This is a genomic window from Streptomyces sp. NBC_00873, assembly GCF_045207415.1.
Lineage (GTDB): Bacteria > Actinomycetota > Actinomycetes > Streptomycetales > Streptomycetaceae > Streptomyces.
Genome location: NZ_CP108803.1, coordinates 5,470,082 through 5,485,976, shown reverse-complemented (window position 1 = coordinate 5,485,976; position 15,895 = coordinate 5,470,082). Strand labels below are relative to the sequence as shown.

Here is a 15,895-nt window from a genome sequence, read left to right as displayed (position 1 = left end):
CACTCAGCCGAACTGCACCGACCGCTTCGCGAGCCCCATCCAGAACCCGTCGATGATGCTGCGCCCTTGATCCAGCTCGCCCTCCGCGGCGCCCAGCGTCACGAAGAGCGGCGCGAAGTGCTCGGTGCGGGGGTGGGCCAGCCGCCCGGCCGGGGACTTGCGCTCGAAGTCCAGCAGCGCGTCGATGTCCTGCGCCTGCAGCGCCCGGTGCCCCCAGTCGTCGAACTCCACCGACCAGCCGGGGTTGCCGCTGCCCGCGTGCCGCAGGGCTGCCAGATTGTGGGTGAAGAAACCGCTGCCGACGATCAGGACGCCCTCGTCGCGCAGGGGCGCGAGCTTGCGGCCGATGTCCATCAGCTTCTGCGGGTCCAGCGTCGGCATGGAGATCTGGAGTACGGGGATGTCGGCGCCCGGGAACATCTCCACCAGCGGGACGTACGCCCCGTGGTCGAGCCCACGGTCCGGGATGTCCTGGACCGGCGTACCGGCGCCGCGCAGCAGCTTGCGTACGCTCTCCGCCAGCTGCGGGGCACCCGGGGCCGCGTACCGCACGCGATAGTAGTGCTCCGGGAAGCCCCAGAAGTCGTAGACGAGCGGGACGGTCTCGGTCGCGCCGAGGGCAAGCGGAGCCTCCTCCCAGTGGGCGGAGGCCATGAGGATCGCGGTGGGGTGCGGCAGCTCGGCGGACCAGGCGGCCAGCTGGCCGGGCCAGACCGGGTCGTCGGCCAGCGGCGGCGCACCGTGGGAGAGATAGAGGGCGGGCATGCGCTCCGCGGTGACAGTCATGACACTCCCCATCCACTACTGCTCAAGGCAAGTCTTCTCGGCGGCGGGATCAGCTTATTGAAGCTTCAAGTTCCCACTCAAGAGACCTTAGCCGCATCTAGTTCAACTTTCAAGAAAAGGTCGTACAGTGGAGTACATGACCACGGCATCCACCGGCGGGACCCGCTGGCTCTCCGACGAGGAACAGGGCGTTTGGCGTGCCTACCTCCACGCAACCACGCTCCTGGAGGACCACCTCGACCGCCAGCTGCAACGCGATGCCGGTATGCCGCACATCTATTACGGACTGCTCGTCCAGCTCTCCCAGGCGCCCCGCCGCCGGATGCGGATGACCGAGCTGGCCAAGGACGCCAAGATCACCCGCTCCCGGCTCTCGCACGCCGTCGCCCGGCTGGAGCGGAACGGCTGGGTGCGCCGCGAGGACTGCCCGTCCGACAAGCGCGGGCAGAACGCGGTCCTCACCGACGAGGGGTACGAGATGCTCCGCCGGTCCGCGCCGGGTCATGTCCGCGCCGTACGCCAGGCGATGTTCGACCGGCTCACACCTGAGCAGGTGCGCTCGTTCGGCGAGATCATGCAGGTCATCGCCACCGGCCTGGAGCCGGAGGGTACGGACGCCGACCTGCCCTGGCTCCGCTGAGACCGACCGGCAATTGGGGGGCGGCGTCACGGGGCTGGGGCACGCACCTCGCGGCGTTGTCGTCAATCACCAGGGCTCCGCCATGGCTCAATCCTCCGCCTTGCGATGCACGCACCCCAGCCCCGCTCCTTCACCCACCCCCCAATTGCCGGTCGGTCTTAGCCGCCCTCGCGCACCGATACGGGTCTGCCCCGGTTCCGCCGAGCGGAACCGGGGCAGACCCGTGTTCACATCACTTCACCTCGCGCGTCCCGCGTCAGTGCGCGACGACCGGAACCTTGAACTCGTCCTCGACGCCATCGGCGTCACCGGAGCCCGAGCCGGCCGGAGCGGTCGACGGACGCCCGGCGTTGATGAACGTCACCGCGATCGCGGAAGCCACCACCAGGATGCCGACCGCCCACCAGATGGCGCCGGTGAAGCCGTGCACCATCGACTGCAGCTTCAGCAGCTGCGGGTCGGTTGCGCCGAGCGCGGCGTGCGAGGTGGCGTATGCCGTCGCGGCCGAGGCGGCGACGGTGTTCAGCAGCGCGGTACCGATCGCGCCGCCGACCTGCTGCGAGGTGTTGACCATCGCGGACGCGACACCCGAGTCCCGCGGCTCGACCCCGTGCGTGGCCAGTGACATGGCCGGCATGAACGCCGTACCCATGCCCAGACCCAGCAGGATCTGCGCCGGGAGGATGAGCGCCGCGTACGAGGAGTCGATCTCCAGCTGCGTCAGCAGCAGCATGCCCACGGCGGCGGTCAGGAAGCCCGGACCCATCAGCTTGCGGGCCGGGATCCGCGTCATCAGCCGTGCGCCGATCTGCGTCGAACCGGTGATCATCCCCGCGATCATCGGGAGGAAGGCGAAGCCCGTCCTGATCGGCGAGTAGCCCCTCACGACCTGCAGGTAGTACGTCAGGAAGAGGAACAGCCCGAACATCCCGATGACCGCCAGACCCAGCGAGAGGTAGACGCCGGCGCGGTTACGGTCCATCAGCACGCGGAGCGGCAGCAGCGGCGACGCGACCTTGGCCTCGGTCAGGACGAACGACAGGAGCAGCACACCGGAGGCGACGAACATGCCGATGGTCAGCGGGTCCGACCAGCCGGAGGACTCGGCACGGGTGAATCCGTACACCAGCGAGACCAGACCCAGCGCGGAGAGGACCACGCCCGGGATGTCGAGCGAGGAGCGGTTACGGCTGCCGGCCGGCTCACGGATCACGAAGTACGCGCCCGCGGCGGCGATGACGGCGAACGGGATGTTGACGAAGAACGTCCAGCGCCAGTTCAGCGTCTGGGTGAGGAAGCCGCCGAGGATAAGGCCGACGGCGCCACCGCCACCGGCGATCGCCCCGTAGATGCCGAACGCCTTGGCGCGCTCCTTGGCATCGGTGAACATCACGGCGAGCAGCGAGAGTGCGGCCGGGGCGAGCAGGGCACCGAAGACACCTTGGAGCGCACGCGAGCCGAACAGCATGCCCTGGTTCTGCGCCGCGCCACCGAGTGCGGAGGCCAGCGCAAAGCCGATCAGACCGACGACGAAGGTGCGCTTACGGCCCCAGAGGTCGGCGATCCGGCCGCCGAAGAGCAGCAGTCCACCGAAGGCGAGGGCGTAGGCCGTGATGACCCACTGCTTGTTGGCGTCGGTGATGCCGAGGGCCGTCTGGGCGTGCGGCAGCGCGATGTTCACGATTGTGGCATCGAGCACGACCATCAGCTGCGCGAGCGCGATGAAGGCCAGCGCTTTCCAGCGACTGGGGTCGGGAAGTCGGGTATCAGCTGTTTTTGACATGGGAGTAGCCACCTAAGGACGCGCATGGACGCGAGGAGTCGTGAACCGTGATCCGTGACCGTGAAGACGTGCACCCGGTCAGCGGTGAAAGTGGGAGAGGTGAGGGTGGTGGGGGTGGACGTGAGGTAAGTCGGGTGGTGAGGGCATGGCGTACGCGCGGCCCGGAGCCTGTCTCAGGGGCCGGACACGGGCGTCATGGGCGATGCCGCAGATCCTCCAAGGTCGCCGGCGTCCCGGGCAGTTCGGACCGGGCCGGAGCCTCCAGACCATCCAGGAACAGCTGGAGATGACGGTGGGTGAAGCGGTCGATGTCCAGGCAGGCGGTGCCGGGCAGCGGCCGGGTGAGCTGGGAGAGGCCGACCAGTACGTCACCGACGGCGATGTCGGTGCGCAGGCGCCCCGCGGACATGGCGCGCGCCACGAGCCCTTCGACAGCCTCTTCGAGGCGGCGGCGCTCGGCGAGCAGTTCGGGATGGTCCCTCTCGAAGCCGCCGGACAGCATCGGGCAGAGCGCGCCTATGCGTTCGTCGGCCGCCGCGTGCACGAAGCGGCAGAGCGCGGCGAAGGGGTCGGCCTCCTCGGCCACCGCCTCTTCCGCGCGGTCGGTGGTGCGGGAGGTGACCGAGAGGACGACCTCATGGGTCAGCGCTGCCCGGTCGGGGAAGTTCCGGTAGAGCGTGGCGTTGCCGACGCCTGCACGGCGGGCCACCTCGTCGAGCGGCACATCCGGTCCGAACTCGACGAACATCTCGCGCGCGGCCGCGACGATCCGCTCCCGGTTGCGCAGCGCGTCGGCCCGCGGACGGGGCGTACGGCGCGGCACGGTTCCGGCGGCGGTGCGGGCGGCGGTTTTCACGAGACGGCCCTTCTCTTCCTCTTCCGGGTTTTCCTGGTCGTGCAGCTCTTGCGGTGGCCCCTGCGCGCACAACTTCGTACAACCGGGGACCACCTCCCCGTTCAGCAGGGGACACCAGGTTCAAACGGGGAATCCGTCCCCGGTTATTTCCCGCTCCACTGTGACTTGAGTCACATCACATAGGCGGGAAATTACACCGATCGGCGCACCCAACGCGCGGCGCCGTACCGCCCGCCCGAGGGTGAACAGAGAGCGCAGTCAGGGTCGGCCGACTGCCGCGGACCCCGAAGGCGCCTCTATGCAGCAGCCCCGCCGCCGGATACGCAACCAGCGCCACCCGGTCGCACTGGCGGGGGCAAGCGCCCTGGTCATCGGGGCACTGGCCTCGGCCAGCAACACGCTCCTGCCGCCCGGCCACGCCAGCGCGGGGCCGGTGGCCAGCACCGAGGCGGCAGGGGTCGGACCGTGCCGGATATCCGCGACGATGGGCGTGCAGATGTCGGAGGGTATGCCGACATCGACGGGGTACGCCCATTCCACGGGCCAGGTCCACGCACTGAACCTGATGATCGACTTCTCGGACGCGCCGGGAACGGAGCCGGCGATGAAACGGCTCGCCGAATTCTTCCCGCAGACCGCCAACTGGTTCCGCACCAGTTCGTACGGCCGGCTCATCTACCGGCCCGACGCCCCCGTGAAGAGCTGGCTCCGGATGCCTCTGCCGTTCTCGGCGTACGGGGTAGGGCGCGGCTCACCGTACGAGCCGGGCTACCGGCACCTGGTCCAGGACATCGTGGCCGTCGCCGACCCGAAGGTGGACTTCGGCGCGTACGACCTGGTCAACATCCTGGTCACACCGAACGCCGGGCCCTCCGCCCTGGACACCGTCCTGTCCGTGACCTTCTCCGGCAACGACGACGCACCGCTCGCGGACGGTGCCCCGCTCTCCAACACGTCCTTCATCTACAGCCGCCAGGACGACGGCTCGGGCTCGTACCCACAGACCGGCTACCGCGTCCTGCCGCACGAGAACGGCCATATCTTCGGCCTGCCCGACCTCTACACGATGGAGGGCGGCGGTTCGGTCGGGCACTGGGACATCATGTCCGAGGACTGGGGGGCCAACAACGACTTCCTCGGCTGGCACAAGTGGAAACTCGGCTGGCTCGACAAGAACCAGGTCAGCTGCGCGTCCAAGCCAGGCACCACCGACCACGTCCTCACGCCCCTTGCCACCCGGGGCGGCCGGAAGCTGGCCTTCGTACCGCTGACCGCGGAGTCCGGCTACGCGGTGGAGGTACGAACCCAGGCGGGCAACGACCAGGCGGTCTGCCGGCCCGGCGTACTGATCTACAAGGTCAGTTCCGACGTCGACACGGGGCAGGGTCCGATCTCCATCGCGGACAGCACCAAGGACAGCGGCGGCTGCACGCGGCTGCCCAATGTGCATGCCGAGCTCTCCGACGCCCCGTTCCAGCCCGGCCAGAGCTTCACCGACCGGACCAACGGCATACACATATCCGTCGTCGACAAGGACTCCAGGGGGAACTACCGGGTCCGCGTCACCCGCCTCTGATCACGCCCCCTCCTCGCTGCGCCTGAGGGTGCGGACCTCCTCGTCGACCACCCTGCGCAGCTCACGCTTGAGGATCTTCCCGGTCGGGTTCCGGGGCAGTTGTTCGTCCCGCACGAGAACATGGGCCGGGACCTTGAAGGCGGCCAGACTCCGCCCGACGTGCGCCCGCAGCTCGTCCGCCGTGACAGTGGCACCGGGCCGCAGCCGGACGACCGCCGCGACCTCCTCGCCCAGGACCGGATGCGCCACCCCCAGCACCGCAGCGTCCTCGACGTCCGGGTGGTCGTGGAGCGCGGCCTCGACCTCTACGCAGTACACGTTCTCGCCACCGCGGATCACCATGTCCTTGATCCGGTCGACGACGGTGACCCGCCCGTCGCGCACCAGCGCGAGATCGCCGGTCCGGAACCAGCCGTCCGTGAACGCCTCGGCCGTCGCCGCCTCATTGCGCCAGTAGCCACGGACCAGCGACTGGCCGCGCAGCCACAGCTCGCCGATCTCCCCCTCGGGCAGCGCCTCGCCCGCCGGGCCGGTGATCCGCACCTCGGTGACGGGTGTCGGCCGGCCGACACTGCCCGGGTGGAGCCGGTAGTCGGCGCCGAAGTTGGCCAGGACTCCGCCGCTGGTCTCGGTCAGGCCGTAGCCGTTGCGCGGCTCGATCCGCTCGCCGTAGCGGGCGGTGAGCCGCGCGACCAGGTCGGGCGGGGCGGCGGCGCCACCGGTGTTCAGCATCTGGAGGCTCTCCAGCCGGTCGTCCGCCCGCTCGGCGGCGGCGAGCAGCTGAAGGGCGGTGGCCGGGACGCCGGCGTAGTGCGTGACGCCGTGCTCCCGGATCAGCCGGAGCGCCTCCTCGGCGTCCCACTTCCGCATGACCACGAGCGAGCCGCCCGCCGCCATCGCCGCGTAGAAACCGGTGAACGCGGCGACATGGAAGAACGGGAAGGTCATCAGCGTGACAGGAGCGGGCCCCTGCCCCGGAATGATCCCGCGGCCCAGCGCGGAAGCGGCCGCGTAGAACCGCGGGTTGAATGCGGCCCCCACCTGGGCGAGCTGGGTGGCGACAGCGCCCTTGGGCCGCCCGGTGGTGCCCGAGGTGTACATGATCGTCGCGTCGTCCTCGGGCCGGATCTCGACCTCGGGCGGTGCGGCGAGCGGGTCGGGCGCGGGCAGGTCCTCGTACCGCTCGCCCCCCTCCGGCACGGCGCCGTCCCGGTGGTGGAAGACGACGACGCGCGCCCCGGCCTTCTCCGCCCAGGCGGCAACCCGCGGCAGCCGCTCACCGTCCACCAGCAGCACCCGCGGCTCGCAGTCGTCGAGCGCGTATGCGAACTCGCCCTCCGTCCACCAGGCGTTGAGCGGTACGGCGACCAGACCGGCCAACTGCGCGGCCCAGAAGGCGATCTGCCACTCGGGGTGATTGCGCATCGCGACAACGGCCCGGTCGCCGGGGCGGAGCCCGTACTCCTCGGTCATCCGGCACGCCAGTGCGGATGCGGCAGCGAAGAACTCCCCGTACGAGTAGCTGCGCTCGGCGCCGATCAGGAACGGCTGGTCCCCGAAGGCCCAGGTGGTCTCGACGAACTCGCGGAGGGTCCTGGGCCCGCTCGCATAGATGAGCGAGCCCGCCTGCACGCCGTCCTGAGCCCGCACGACAGCGAACGGCGCGCCGGGTCCGGTGAGCGCGGCGTCGATTCGGGCGGCGGACGCTGCGGCAGCGGCGGGCGAGTCGGCGGAGGACGGGGAAGCTGTGGAAGCGGCGGCGGGGGTCGGATCGGGGTGCGGCACGAACGACCTTTCCAAGCGCCTGCTCAGGACTCCGCGACGCTATGCCCGCCCCCATCCCCCGTCAAGACACCGCCCCGCCCCTCGCTCCCCCTTCACTTGCCCCGCCGCACGCCTCAGGACCGTCCGGTCATCCAGCCGTGGCCGCCCAGCCCAGGCCGGGGCAGCAACGGCTGCACGAGTTCCCACTCGGCATCGGACAGTTCATGGCGGCATATCACCACCCCGCGATCCACAACTCAAGATCACTTTGACTATCGGGACAGGCGCTCATTCGCATAGGTACGGGTACTCATGGGGCGCCCTGTACGGCGCGGGATGTGTGTTGCTGGTGCGATGCGGTGTCCTTGGCTGGAGTGATCCGCAGGGGAGGGCTGCGCATGGCGTGGGACGAGTGGGAACGCTTCCTCCCGCCGGGGAAGTCCTCGGCGTCGGCCACGGCCGGCCTCGCCGCGCTGAAGGACCCGGACCCGCAGGTCGACGATCCCACCACGCGCCGTGCCCTCGGCCACTCCAGCCGGATCTACGATGCCTTGCGGGTCGGGTCGACGCCCACGCAGCCCGGGGAAGGCCTCAGCACGGTCCAGGACGAGTCCGGGACCTCGGTCCATCACGCCTGGTCGACCGAGCTGCTGCCGGAGGACGAGACGGTACGGGCCTTGGCACGCACGCAGGCGTACTTACCAGAGCGCGGGATGGAGCGTGCGCCACGTGCCGACGCGCGGGGGCACCCCCGCCGCCGTCGCCCGCCACCCCGAAGAGGGCACGATCGCACAGGTCGAAGCCTCAACCACCGGCGCGGTGCGCGTCGCGGTTACGACGCCCGTCAACAGTCCGGCGTCCGCAGACGTCTGACAGCCGGCCCCGCGTGCCGCTGGCGCGGGGTCCGGTCGCGTTCCCGGCTCGGACCGCGCGTGAGCGGCGACAGCCTGGAGGCCACCTGGCTTCAACGGTCGGCTCGCGTGGCCCCAGCCGCTCATTCTTGACAAGGGGCTCGGGTCAGGAAGCTGGGCGATCACCTCACCGCCAGCCCCGGCGGAAACGCCTGCGTCAGCACCCCGACCGCGATCCGGTCCGACAACCGCTCACCCACAGGCGCCTTGACCTGCCCCACCCCCGCCACACAGAAGACAACGAAGCCCGGACGCCTGAATCACCGACACCGGCATTGGAGCTGGGGGTGTCAACTCCGTCGCCCGAGCCAAGATCACCCACGCCCTCGCGGCCTGAGCCAGAGCGCGCGTATCTCCGCCTACGGATCATGCACCACCCGCTACACTGACCGCGGTGGCTACGCCCTCACGGGCTGCCACCGCGACCTGTCGCCAAGCACGCCTGAGCAGTCCGCCTACCTCGGCAGACTTTCAGACACGTTTTCCGACAGATCCCCGCCTTCGTAGCTCAGGGGATAGAGCACCGCTCTCCTAAAGCGGGTGTCGCAGGTTCGAATCCTGCCGGGGGCACAGGCTCTGACCTGCGTCGGAGCATCGAACAGTCCCCCCGAAATTGGTGTTCGGGGGGACTGTTCGGCTTCAAGGGGAACGAAAGGGGAACGCGCCGTTATGCAGCGTCCTCCCGGGGAACGTCGGCAGCATCCTCTGGGGGAACGTCGGCCTTCTCTTCCGGCTCCTGGGCGAGGTCCCGATGCGCCGGCGACTTGCGCGGAACGAGAGCAAGCGGCGCCTCGGCCTGGGCTTCCTCGAACTGCGGCAGCACCGAGGTGTAGGTGTCAGCGGTCAGCGAGAAGGAGGCGTGCCCGAGCAGCACCTGGATGGACTTCATGTGCAGGCCAGCGGCCAGAGACAGCGTCGCCGCGCAGTGCCGCAGGTCGTGCAGCCGCACCGGCGGCAGGTCGAGCTTCTTCATCAGGCGCATGAACACCTGCGACAGGTACTCGGGGTGGTATGCGCCTCCGTCCTCCCAGGTGAACACCAGGCCCGTGTTCTTCCAGACCTTGGCGGCCTCCTCCCAGTCGGCACGCTCCTGGGCCTGCCGCGCCTGCCACATTTCCAGCAGCTTGCGGGTCTCGGAGTCCAGCTTGATCGTCCGCGCGCCGCTTTCGCTCTTGGGGGTGTCCTCCCACACGTCGTACGAGGAGGCCACCAGCTGCTCACTGATGTGGACGGTGCCCAGGGTCAGGTCGGTTTCCGCCCACGGAAGGCCGACCGCCTCGCCGCGGCGCAGCCCCCGGAAGACCATCAGGTGGAACATCGGGTACAGGCGGTGCTCGGAGACAGCGTCCAGGAACTCCCCTGTCTGCTCCGGCGTCCACACCATGACCTTGCCGGGCTTCTCGCCGGTCTGGCGCCACGCCTCGATCCGGGCCCGTGTCCATAGGACCGGTTTGGGGCGAACGTACTTCGGCAGGACGACGTGCTTCGCCCAGTTCTCGGAGATCAGCTTCTCCTTCGCGGCGTCCTCCAGGGCGCCGGAGAGAGTGTTGAGCATCCTCACCTGCGTGCCGGGGCCAGCCACATGCCAGGGCTGAGCGCGGGCTTCCTTCAAAGCAGCCTTGGCGTCCTCCCACGCCCGGCGCAGCTCCTTGGGCCGGGGCCGCTCCTGGGAGTCCTTCCAAGCCGTGTGGGCGACGCGTTCGGCCGCGAGGGCCTGGTGCGCCTTCACGTGGTTCTGTGCGTGGACCTCGTTGTCGGCCCACAGTTTCTCGAACATCGCCTGGACGTGGCGGGTGCGCAGCGACAGCAGCTTGGTCGCGCCGAGGTAAGGGATGAAGACCCGCTCGATGTAGTCCTCGTACCCCGCGCGGGTGGACCGCTTGAGGTCGACGCGCTTGGCGAACCAGCGGCGTAGGTAGTCCGCCACGGTTTCGTCGCTGAGGACGTCGACACCGCCCTGCGCGAGCTTCCACACCCTCTCGGCCTCAGTGGCCGCGTCCCTCTTCGTGCGGAAGCCGCCCTGCTTCCCCCGGGGCCGGCGCTTACCGTCCGGGCCGGGCGGCAGCTCGATGGAGTAGTACCAGGTCCCATGGTCGCGCTGCTTGAGCTTGGGACAGGTCTTGTCCAGGCGGACGATCTTCTGCTTGCCGTCATCGTCCAAGACGGGCTTGCCGTCCTCGTCCACCAGCGGACCCTTGCAAGAGCACCTTTTGTACGTCTTGTCTTCGAACACGGTCCCCCCGACCCCTTCACTCGGCTTTCACTCAGGGCGCACATTGTTCCCTATCTGAGATCGCCGTAGCTGCCCCTTACGGGGTTGCGGTGTATCGTGTGGCCAGGTTGGCGCGGGGGAGAACGCGACAACAAATATGACGACGACGAGCACTCCGACCGTCAGGCAGCGCGGAATGAGCCTGGACGAAGTCCTGGCACTGCCCGCGACAGTCAACGTCGTGACCGCCGCCCGTGCGTTGGGTATCGGCCACAACAAGGCGTACGACCTGATCAAGGCCGGGCAATTTCCGGTGCGAACGCTGTCCATGGGGGACACGGTGCGCATTCCCACTGCGGCTTTGTGGGAGGCGTTGGGGGTTGGCTCGCTGCGACGGGGACTGGCGTCTGCGGGCCGCTGAGTTGAGTTTGGGATGGTGGCATGCCGCGCTTGTACGGCTTCGACAACCAGGCCCTGACGCGTGTACGCGCCCAGGAGCGGAAGGTTGTGCGCGAGGCTGTCAGCCGTATCCGTGCCGGGCAATCGCAGGCGGAGGCCGCAGCGTGGATGACGGCCGAGGGCTACCGCGGCACCATGGGCGGCGAGTGGACTTCCATGACGCTCGGACGCCTGCTGGACAACCCGGCGATCGCCGGGCTTGAGCGAGACCCCGACACTGGCGAGCTGTGCGAGACCGGCCGCGAGGCGCTGATCACACCGGAGGAGTTCCGGTGGCTGCAGCAGCGGCCCGGCCGGCGCGGCAGCATCCGCAGCATCGAGCGGCGCGAGGACGACTACGAGTACCTGTTCAGCGACGGGCTGACCGTGTGCGCCGACTGCGGGCAGCGCATGACGGGCAGCCGTACGGGCGCGGGGACACCGTCGTACCGGTGCCAGTCCAACTTCGAGGGGCGCGGCGGGTGCGGGAAGATCCGCATCAACGCGCCACGGCTTGAGGACCACGTCGCCGAGTACATCCTCGGTGAGCTGGCGCGGCCGGGCGCGCAGGCCGCGCTGGAGGCGGCGCGCAAGTCCATGGCTGCCGAGGCGCAGCAGGTGGTCGTCCGGATCGCTGCTCTGGAGGGGAAGCGCACCGAGCTGGCCGCGCCCTACGCCCAAGGGCAGCTGTCGCGGGACTCGTTCGTTGCCGCGGACCGGCGCATCGGCCGGGAGTTGAGGATCGAGCGGGCGCGGCTGCGCTATCTGGAACAGGCCGTCGACGTGCCGTTGGGCGGGGTCGAGGACCTGGCCCGCTGGTGGGGGCATGCACCGTTCAGCTCCAGGCGGGGCCTGGCGGTGCTCCTGCTGGACAAGATCGAGGTGCATCCGGCGCGTGCCCGGGGTGTGCGGGATGTGGACGACCGGGTGACGCTGACCTGGCGCACCGCCCTCGCCGCGTAGACGGTGCGCCTGACTGTCAGTCGTGCACGTTGTGGTCCGGGGAGCTGACCCACCAGTAGATGACCTCGTTCAGTGTCTCGACACCGAGCTGCAGGCGCAGTTCGCGCAGCTGGTTGTTGAGCCAGGCCGCGCTAATGCCGATGTTCTTCGCCGCCCGCTTCTGGTTGCGGCCCAGGCAGAGTTCGCGCAGGATCGACCGCTGGGTGGGGTTGGTGGTCAGACCCTGATCCCGGCCGCTCGCGCGGCCTCCCAGCCACAGGTCGGCGCGCTCCCAGAACAGGTCGAAGAGGTAGGCGATCTGCGCGACCACCAGCGGATCGGTGATCATGACGGCTTCGTCGGAGGGACCTTCGCCCTCGTCGGTGTACACGGGAACGAAGGCGACGCGGCGATCGAAGATGATGCTGCGTGGGAACCGGCCCTGGATGGTGCGGATCTCCCCGCCGACGTCGGCCATGTGCCTGGCCCAGTCGCCGATGGCGGTCACACGGCGTACGGATTCGTTGTAGATCGTGCGCATCGACAGGCCGCGGCGCAGGCCGCCGCGGTCTCGTTCGAATGAGAGCGCCAGGTCCTCGGGCTTGCGGGAACCGGGTTGGGCAGCTGCTATCTCTTTGCGGGCGGCGCTGTGTTCGACGGCGATGCGCTCGTTGATGAGCCTGCGGCCGACCAGGTGCTGCACCGAGGTGTCGTGAGGCCGCGTCAGTTGGTAGCGGTCTCGCAGATTCATCAGGAGGTCCGGCATTGCGCCCGCGTACGCGCTCAGCGCCGACAGATGGTTGTGCATGAGTTGCATCATCTGCAGTGCGGCGTGCGGGGGTTGGACGGGAGTGTAGGTGTTCGGCGTATACGGATAGGCGACCGCCAGGCCGGAGTTCAAAAGAGACTCAAGGCCCGGAGTTTCAGGGGCCAGAGTCTCGCCGTCGAGTATGCGCTGGTACGCGGTGACCGCAGGTTCGGACAGATCCGGCAGGTCAGGAACATGTGACACCTATCGACCCCTGATTTGTGCGACTGGTGAAAATACCGCGCGTGCGGTTCTTGATCTTTACACAAGCCCCCTACAAAGTTGCGACTTGGGCGACGCTTGTACGCCGCACGTAGCTAACCGGGGGGTTGGGCAGCCCAGTTGCTGCCGCTACTGCCGTCGCGCGCCCGCTTAACTCTCATCGTTGCAAGGTAGGGGTTCACGTGACTATCTCCCGAACTGTCGGCATCGCAGCTGCTGGTGGGCTGGCCGTACTGGCCGGATTCTTCGCGGCCGGACAGGTCCACGCGCAGGCTGACACCGTTGCCGGGGACACCACCTGGTCCGCCCCCGTGGACACCATCTCGCCTCCGCCGGCGGACACCGCCCCGGCTGTCTCGGACGACACCACCTGGTTGGTCCCGGCGGACCCGGTCCCGGCCGTCTCGGATGACACCACCTGGTCGGCCCCGATCGACGGCACGGTTCCGGCCGTCCCGATGGACACGACCTGGGGCTGGTAGTCCATCAGCGGCGGCCGGCCGGGCGCTGTAGGGGGGTCCTATGGGTGCCCAGGAAAGGTCAAGTCGGCCGCCCTTCGGGGAACTTGCACGGCCTCGCCGCGCTGGGTGTCTACGCGCGGTGCAGGTGTCAGGGGACGGCGATAGGGGCGGGGACCCTGCCCCAGGGGAGGACCTAAGTGGCGATCGATCCGGCACGCATCCGCAGGCGCATGGTGGAGGCCGAGGAGTCCGGCCGACGTGGCCTGGGGGTGCGGGAGGCTCGCGGCGTGTTGCGTGTGCTGGCCGTGGTGATGGATGAGGAGTCGCAGGAAGAGCTGTCCGGCGATGTGGTGGCGCTGGTGCAGGCGAGCTGATCGACCCCCCACATTCGAAGGAGCGGGCATCCCAGGGTGCCCGCCCCTTCGTATGCCTCTGACCTGGGGTGATGGCCCAAAATTTTCTGGCCTTACCCGTGAAAGGCGGTAGAATAAGGGCATGAAGAGGGGGGTGGCCCCCTCCCGACCGGCCTCTTGGAGTAGTCGTGACGATCCGGACCATCACAGTCGACAAGATCCACCGCAACGAGCGCCAGCCCCGCGAATACTTCGACGAGGCGGCCCTGCAGGAACTCGCTGACTCCATCGTGCGGTTCGGCCTCATGCAGCCGATCGAGGTCCGCCGCGACCGCGACGCCGGCGGCTACGAGATCGTCGCGGGCGAGCGCCGGTGGCGCGCCCACCAGGTCGCCGGGATCACCCAGATCAAGTGCATCGTCACCGAAGACGACCTGAGCACCCTGGAGCGGTTCAAGCGGTCGGTCGCCGAGAACATCAACCGCGCCGACATGACGCCGATGGAGGAGGCCAAGGCGTTTCGCCGCATCCTGGACGACCAGGAGGATGCCGGGCCGGGCGACGTCGCTAAGGAGTTCGGCAAGTCCACCCAGTACGTGAACCTGCGCCTCGCCCTGCTCGACCTCACCGAAGAAGTCCAGCAGCACGTCAACTCCGGCGCCATCGGCACCCAGGCCGCCGTGCAGATCGCGGCCCTGACCCCCGGCAACCAGCGGGCGGTCATGCACAAGTGGGCCAAGGGCGCCTTCAGCGGCGACAACGAGCTGGTGCACTTCGCCTACGCGCTGAAGCAGCAGCAGAACCAGACCTTCGCGCTGATCCTGGAGGACATGAGCGAAGAGGAGCGCGAGGAGCGGCAGCGCGAGCGCACCACCACCCGCAGGAACATCGACAACATCGAGCGGGTGCGGGGCCTGCTGGAGGACCTGGCCAAAGCCGACCCGCAGAAGCTCGCCCTGGCCCTGGAGGGCGAAGTCGGCGCCCGACTGGAGCAGATGGACCGTGTGGCCGACGCGGTACAGAAGGCCCGCTTCAACCTGCGGCAGGCCAAAGCCCACGCCGAGGCCCGCGACATCGTCCTCAACCCCGACGCCGAGGCCAAGCGCCTCGCCGCCCCGGCCCAGCCCGCCCCGGCCGAGCCCGCCGCCCCGGCCCAGCCCAAGCCCGCTCCGCCGGTCAAGCGCACCGCCGCCAAGCTCGCTCCCCCGGCCAAGCCGGAGCTAGTGCCCACCGCCTGACCTGCCACGGCCCGCCCCCGCCCCGGGGGCGGGCCGTCCGGCTGTACCCAACCAAGGAGAACTCCGTGAGCGACAGCATCGAAGGCCGCGACTGGCTGCGCATGAAGCGCGGCGACTTCACCGGCCGCACCAAGACCAACCAGGACGCCCTGTTCCTCGTCGACGAGCGCGACGCCTGCGGCACCGAGGCCCTGGCCGGCCTCGGCTTCGGCGCCGCCCTGTGGGCCGAGCAGCCTGACACGCCTCCGACCAGCCCAGACGCCTAGATGTGCCACAACACTGGATCGTGGTACGTTCTGCGCGTTGATCGGGAACGGCTGCAGCCGCGGGACCGGCCCATCAGCAATGCCGTGGCATGCGGCATCCCCCTTCGGTGTCTGGCGGGTGGCAACCCCCCCGCGCCCTACCCGCCAGACGCCGGCGCCGCCCATGCGGAGCCACTCGGGGACGCCGCTCCACGCACCCGCGATTGGACCCGCCCGGCCCTCCAGGTCGGGCGGGTCGCCGCGTACTCAGGAGAGACAACGTGACGACTGCGACCTATCGCACCGACGACGCCGCCGACCCTGAGCTGTACGAGCGGCTCATGCGCGAACGCTATGGACCGCTGCCCAAGCTCCTGGCCGAACTAGCCCGGCCCAGGCCCGAACCACCCGTCCGGAGAAGAACGAAGATGCCCGCGCTGTCACCGACCATCCATGAGCCCAACCCCGACCCGAAGGCCGACGAGCACTACGCCGAGCTGGCGGCCGGGATCGAGGAGGCCGGGATCGGCCGCCCCCGCATCGCCAAGGCGGAGCGCACCCCGCCGTTCCCCGGCGCGACCTGGTGCAAGTCCTGCGACAGCTGGTGCACGCCGCAAGGCATGTGTCGCTGCAACAACCGGTAGGCGAGGGACAGTTGCG

The 15,895-nt window shown here is 69.2% G+C and carries 16 protein-coding genes and 1 tRNA gene; 11 read left to right on the top strand and 6 right to left on the bottom strand.

The features are described from left to right. Positions 1–3 precede the first annotated feature (3 nt). Positions 4–786: a dioxygenase gene (locus tag OH809_RS25460; RefSeq protein ID WP_406420334.1), complete on the bottom strand. Its 783-nt coding sequence runs from the start codon at positions 784–786 to the stop codon at positions 4–6. Between the two features lie 127 nt (positions 787–913). Between OH809_RS25460 and OH809_RS25455 the strand changes: the two genes are divergently transcribed. Next, positions 914–1,426, top strand: coding sequence for a MarR family winged helix-turn-helix transcriptional regulator (locus tag OH809_RS25455; RefSeq protein WP_406420335.1), 513 nt, complete (start codon positions 914–916; stop codon positions 1,424–1,426). Between the two features lie 256 nt (positions 1,427–1,682). Here OH809_RS25455 and OH809_RS25450 read toward each other — a convergent pair whose 3' ends face one another. Further along, positions 1,683–3,209 carry an MFS transporter gene (locus OH809_RS25450; RefSeq protein ID WP_406420336.1) on the bottom strand — a complete coding sequence of 509 codons (1,527 nt, stop codon included), beginning with the start codon at positions 3,207–3,209 and terminating at the stop codon, positions 1,683–1,685. A 193-nt stretch (positions 3,210–3,402) separates the two neighbouring features. After that, a complete protein-coding gene (locus tag OH809_RS25445; protein ID WP_406420337.1) occupies positions 3,403–4,065 on the bottom strand; it encodes a TetR/AcrR family transcriptional regulator in 663 nt (220 codons plus the stop codon). Between the two features lie 298 nt (positions 4,066–4,363). Here OH809_RS25445 and OH809_RS25440 point away from each other — a divergent pair, with 298 nt between their 5' ends. After that, positions 4,364–5,641 carry a M6 family metalloprotease domain-containing protein gene (locus tag OH809_RS25440; RefSeq protein ID WP_406420338.1) on the top strand — a complete coding sequence of 426 codons (1,278 nt, stop codon included), beginning with the start codon at positions 4,364–4,366 and terminating at the stop codon, positions 5,639–5,641. Here the strand turns inward: OH809_RS25440 and OH809_RS25435 are convergent, their stop codons facing one another. Further along, complete coding sequence (locus tag OH809_RS25435) at positions 5,642–7,426, bottom strand: class I adenylate-forming enzyme family protein (protein ID WP_406420339.1); 1,785 nt, start codon at positions 7,424–7,426, stop codon at positions 5,642–5,644. Positions 7,427–8,134: 708 nt separating this feature from the next. Here OH809_RS25435 and OH809_RS25430 point away from each other — a divergent pair. After that, positions 8,135–8,278, top strand: a complete 144-nt coding sequence (locus OH809_RS25430; RefSeq protein WP_406420340.1) for a hypothetical protein — start codon at positions 8,135–8,137, stop codon at positions 8,276–8,278. A gap of 535 nt (positions 8,279–8,813) precedes the next feature. Next, positions 8,814–8,886: transfer RNA gene (locus tag OH809_RS25425), tRNA-Arg, on the top strand. A gap of 97 nt (positions 8,887–8,983) precedes the next feature. On the opposite strand, the gene OH809_RS25420 is transcribed toward OH809_RS25425, so the two are convergent. Continuing rightward, positions 8,984–10,549, bottom strand: a complete 1,566-nt coding sequence (locus OH809_RS25420; protein WP_406515670.1) for a tyrosine-type recombinase/integrase — start codon at positions 10,547–10,549, stop codon at positions 8,984–8,986. Between the two features lie 175 nt (positions 10,550–10,724). Between OH809_RS25420 and OH809_RS25415 the strand changes: the two genes are divergently transcribed. Both OH809_RS25415 and OH809_RS25410 read left to right on the top strand, forming a co-directional pair. Further along, positions 10,725–10,949, top strand: coding sequence for a DNA-binding protein (locus OH809_RS25415; RefSeq protein WP_406515669.1), 225 nt, complete (start codon positions 10,725–10,727; stop codon positions 10,947–10,949). A gap of 20 nt (positions 10,950–10,969) precedes the next feature. Then, entirely contained in the window at positions 10,970–11,929 is a 960-nt protein-coding gene (locus tag OH809_RS25410) for a recombinase zinc beta ribbon domain-containing protein (RefSeq protein WP_406515668.1), read from the top strand. A 16-nt stretch (positions 11,930–11,945) separates the two neighbouring features. Here the strand turns inward: OH809_RS25410 and OH809_RS25405 are convergent, their stop codons facing one another. Then, positions 11,946–12,920, bottom strand: a complete 975-nt coding sequence (locus OH809_RS25405; protein ID WP_406515667.1) for a hypothetical protein — start codon at positions 12,918–12,920, stop codon at positions 11,946–11,948. A gap of 200 nt (positions 12,921–13,120) precedes the next feature. Between OH809_RS25405 and OH809_RS25400 the strand changes: the two genes are divergently transcribed. The 5 genes from OH809_RS25400 to OH809_RS25380 all read left to right on the top strand — a co-directional run bounded on the left by OH809_RS25400 (position 13,121) and on the right by OH809_RS25380 (position 15,879). Further along, positions 13,121–13,420, top strand: a complete 300-nt coding sequence (locus tag OH809_RS25400; protein ID WP_406515666.1) for a hypothetical protein — start codon at positions 13,121–13,123, stop codon at positions 13,418–13,420. Positions 13,421–13,596: 176 nt separating this feature from the next. Next, positions 13,597–13,773: a hypothetical protein gene (locus OH809_RS25395; RefSeq protein WP_406515665.1), complete on the top strand. Its 177-nt coding sequence runs from the start codon at positions 13,597–13,599 to the stop codon at positions 13,771–13,773. A 167-nt stretch (positions 13,774–13,940) separates the two neighbouring features. After that, entirely contained in the window at positions 13,941–14,990 is a 1,050-nt protein-coding gene (locus tag OH809_RS25390; RefSeq protein ID WP_406515664.1) for a ParB/RepB/Spo0J family partition protein, read from the top strand. 65 nt (positions 14,991–15,055) lie between these two features. Continuing rightward, entirely contained in the window at positions 15,056–15,256 is a 201-nt protein-coding gene (locus OH809_RS25385) for a hypothetical protein (protein ID WP_406515663.1), read from the top strand. Positions 15,257–15,516: 260 nt separating this feature from the next. Beyond that, a complete protein-coding gene (locus tag OH809_RS25380; RefSeq protein WP_406515662.1) occupies positions 15,517–15,879 on the top strand; it encodes a hypothetical protein in 363 nt (120 codons plus the stop codon). The last annotated feature ends 16 nt before the right edge of the window (positions 15,880–15,895 follow it).